Genomic DNA, 4,176 nt, shown 5'->3' on the forward strand with positions numbered 1-4,176 from the left:
CTCGTTCCGTCGAAAATATACGGCGAGGTGATGGAGTACGTGGGCAGGTACTGAAAGTTGCCGATGTTGTCGTAACCAAGCTTGCCGTATGAGGCCCGCAATTTCAGATTGGTCAGAAAATCCAGTTTATTTTTGATGAAATCTTCTTCCGAAATTCGCCAGCCTACCGAAGCCGAGGGGAAGAATCCCCAGCGTGTCTCTTTTGGAAAGCTCGGCGAGGCATCGAGTCGTCCATTAACTTCCACTAAGTATTTACCTTGGTAATCGTAGTTGAGTCGGGAAATCCAGCCCTTCCGGCCCGTTTGCGAGGCCGAACCGGTGTTGTTCTTATCCAGGTCGGGGCCAGCAAAAAGGTAGTCGATGTCGAAGTCGTAGCGCTGCCGCGACGCCTCGATGTAGTTGCTGTTGCCCGAAAGTATCTCGTGTACCAGCAGGGCATCGATGTAGTGCTTACCAAATGTTTTGTTCCAAGTAAGGAAATACTGCTGATCCAGGTTGCTTTCGACGGATCTTCTTTCGAGAAGCCTGGAAGGGTCGGAGGTGTAACGCACCAGGGTGTACTGATCCGTGTCAAAATTGTAGTTATAAGTCGGGGTCTTTTTTCGTTTTTCCTTGTATTCGTCCGTCAATCGGTAGAAACGGTAGTTGGCGCGAGCCTGGATGCCGAATGGCAACTGGTAGGTGAAGTTAAGCTTGGCATCACCCGTCAGTTTGTTACTCTGCTTGTAGCCGACATTGTCAATTTCCGTCAGCGCCGTGGGTGCATCGTCCCCACCGCCCATGGTGGGCAGTTTGGTCGGATCGGGGTATTGGGCGGGGAAGAAGGGTTTTGACCGGAAAATTCGGGACATTATGCCGGTTAAATCCCTCGTGCGCTCCAACTGGATTAACGACCCGATATAGTTCTGGTAAATCATGGAAAGGTTGACACCCATCGTAAGCTTTTTGGTCACGTTGACATCGATACTCGACCGCAGGTTATAGCGGTCGCTCTTGGTGTCGCCGGACCGCTCCAAACCCTGCTGCGTCAGATAGCCGCCCGACACGAAATACCGAATGCTTTCTGTGCCGCCCCGCACGTTGAGGTTGTGCTGAATGAGCGGGGCCGTTTTCCGCAGCGTTTCTTTCCACCAGTCGGTGTCGGGATGCTTTTGCTGATCTGAGCCGTCGGCAAACTTTTGGAGGTCGTCCTTGGTCCAAACCGGATCCAGCCCTTCGTTGTAGCGGGCCATATTCTCCATGCGGGCGTACTGCTCGGCGTTGACGAACTTGGGGATGATTGAGAAATTCTGCAAGCCGTAGTTGGCGTTGTAGGAAATCTGCGCCTTCGACAGCCCGCCCTTTTTTGTGGTGATCAGCACGACTCCGTTGCCCGCCCTGGCGCCGTATACCGCCGCCGAGGCAGCATCTTTCAGGATACTGAAATTTTCGATCTCATTGGGGTCAATCTGGTTGAAGTCGTTCTGGGTGGCGGGCAGCCCGTCGATCACGAAAAGCGGCGTACCGAAACCCCGGATGTTGATCGAGGTCTTATTCTCGCCCGGCTGGCCGTTGACGTTTTTGATAAAAATTCCCGACGTGCGGCCCATGATTTGCTGGGCCAGCGAAGGCATGGGGACTTTCACCAGTTCGGTGGCGTCGATGGTCGAGACGCTGCCCGTCAGGTTCACCTTCTTCTGGGTGCCGTAGCCTACCACGACCACCTCCTCCAGCGACTTGTTGTCGGTCGGCAGGGAAACCTCGAGCGCAGTCTGGTTGCCCACTGCCACCTCCTTCGACTCGTAGCCCACGAAGGAGAAGATCAGCACGGCGTTCTCGTTGGAAACCGGCACCGTAAACTTTCCTTCGGTGTTGGTCGTGGTGCCTTTCTGGGTGCCTTTCAGCACCACGCTCACGCCCGGCAGTCCTTCGCCCTTTTCGTCGCGAACCGTACCGCTCACCTGGCGTTCGGTGGCGTTGGTTTGGGCCTTACCCACCAGAGGTCCGAGACACCACAGCAACAGGAGCAGCCCCCTGACTATCAGCGCTAGTTTTGTTTTCATATTGAACAGGTTTGGTTAAGTGGTTTTTTTGTAAAAGTTAAATTCTGGATAGGCAGCAAGGAATTATTGTATATAGTTAGGGGATTAATTGTATTCATAGTTTGGTAGCAAAAGTACACAGTTTTCTGAAAACTACTAATTTTTCGTGAAAAAATTTTATAAGTTTGCGTCTCTACGCCTCAAATCGGTTGAAATCCGCCATTTCAACTCTCAGTTTACACTATCAACCCACAGCAATAGTTAGATTATGTGTACAATTTTTGGGAATCAACACAATCATCCAGTGATCCTTCAAAACAAAGCCTCCACGACCATACTAAAATCCGGTATGCTGGAAATTAGCCTCTCCCTTTTCGTGCTTGCGAGTTGCCTGTGTCTTTCGTGCCGCAGCAGTCGCCAGCCGGAAAAGCAATCGGTGGCCTACGATAATGCGTGGGCTTCTCCCTACCGGACGAGTGTCCGCTACCCCCACGCCCTGGAAAACGACCAGGGGAACTTCCTGTACGTTTTGAACAAAACCGCCTGGGCGTACTTTGCCTGTGCCGACCCGGCGGCGGTGCTGGCGCATACGAAGAAACACGGAGCTAACGTCATTCGCGTCTGCCTGGAAGGAACTCCGTATTTTAAAGAACTGAATTACGACCTGTGGCCCTGGGGCGGCACCCGAGCGCAGCCCGACTACGCCTCGTTCAACGAACCCTACTGGAACCGCGTCGAGGAGAGGATTCGGCTGGCCGGAGCGCAGGGCATCGGCATCGACCTGGTGCTGTACTTCACCCTAAAACCCGAAAAAGCGGAATCGGCCGCCCAAAAAAAATACTGGGATTACGCTATCGAGCGCCTGGGAAAATACAGCAACATCCTGGCCTGGGAAATCATGAACGAGGAAATCGGCAACGAAGGCTTCCAGGACATCGCCGGGGCGTATTTTAAGCAAAACGACCCGTATCACCATCCCGTTATTTCGTCCGACGGCACGACCGAGGACGCCCTGTGGCCGCACAAGTCGTGGATGGATCTGGCCGTGGTCCACACCTGCACCGGCAACCAGCCGCAGTACGACCTGGCCGACTGGTACCTGTCAATTGCCCGCAACACGGGCCAGTACGGCAAACCCGCCTTCAACAACGAATCAGGCCGCGAGATGCGCCATAAAAACGATGACCCCATTTTCCGCCGCAAGCAGGGATGGGTCTTCGCCAACTCGGGCTGCTTCTGGACCTGGCACTCCTGGGACGGCTGCGAGGGAATCAACGACACCACCTACTTCGCGGCGGGCTACGAGTCCCTTGTACCGATGGTGAACTATTACCAGTCGATCCCTTTCTGGAAAATGGAGCAGAACTTCACCTTGTTCAAGCTGGACGCCGACAACCTGGTGTCGGCTGTGATGGCTACGCCCGACCGCGACTTGGCGGTTATCTATTGCGCAGCCAAGCAGTCACAGCAGCGGGTACCCGCCTTGAAGGCTGCGGTCAGGATTAAAAACGGCACCTACGCCGTACGCTTTCTCGAACCCGCCACGCTCAAAGTGGTGCAGGCCGCTGAATTCCGGTCGAAAGGTTTGCAAAATTTGACGGAACTGGCCCTGCCGCCCTTTCAGGATGATTTACTTATCGAAATCACCGCTGAAACAGCGGAGAAGAAAAGCCTGATCGAAGGCACCCGGTGAGTGAACTAAAAAATCAGTCAGATTTCTTTTTGATACCTGGAATTGCTTTTTTATGCACGTCAGCCGCCTGCGTAACGTTCAGATCGACCTTGGCGCAACTGTCAATGAGCGTCTACTCCTTTTCTTAACCCAGCCCATTGGGCAGTTTCGGCGTTCGGGTGCCAAATAGCGGTGAAACGGGTTTCCGGCGGGCCGGGAGAGGTATTAAAAAAGTAGTAGGTCATGAAGATCTTCTACTGAAAGGTCAATGGTCATGAGTTTAGCCCTCAATCGGCAGAGCAGCGATCTCATGAACTGAAATTTATGAATCACGGAATTGAATTAGAATTCGGCGCGACCGAACTTACACTTAGTACTATTTTTTCGCCAGAAGCTGCCCGATAGCAACGGCAGCTTTACGCAACGAGTCGATAATGTTTTTCCGGTGGGCATTCGTGAGCCGGGAAACGGGCAGGAAAACGC

Annotated in this window: 2 protein-coding genes; one reads left to right on the forward strand and one right to left on the reverse strand. The window is 53.3% G+C overall.

The window, feature by feature from the left end:
- Positions 1-2,042: SusC/RagA family TonB-linked outer membrane protein (locus tag ACEW8P_RS17370; protein WP_373514341.1), on the reverse strand; the 2,042-nt coding region annotated here is incomplete at its 3' end.
- A 283-nt stretch (positions 2,043-2,325) separates the two neighbouring features.
- Between ACEW8P_RS17370 and ACEW8P_RS17375 the strand changes: the two genes are divergently transcribed.
- The gene (locus ACEW8P_RS17375; RefSeq protein WP_373514342.1) at positions 2,326-3,714 is read left to right on the forward strand and encodes a DUF4038 domain-containing protein; all 1,389 of its coding nucleotides are present in this window, start codon (positions 2,326-2,328) and stop codon (positions 3,712-3,714) included.
- Positions 3,715-4,176: the final 462 nt, after the last annotated feature.

The sequence above is a fragment of the Persicitalea sp. genome (genome assembly GCF_041751555.1).
Classification (GTDB): Bacteria; Bacteroidota; Bacteroidia; order Cytophagales; family Spirosomataceae; genus Persicitalea.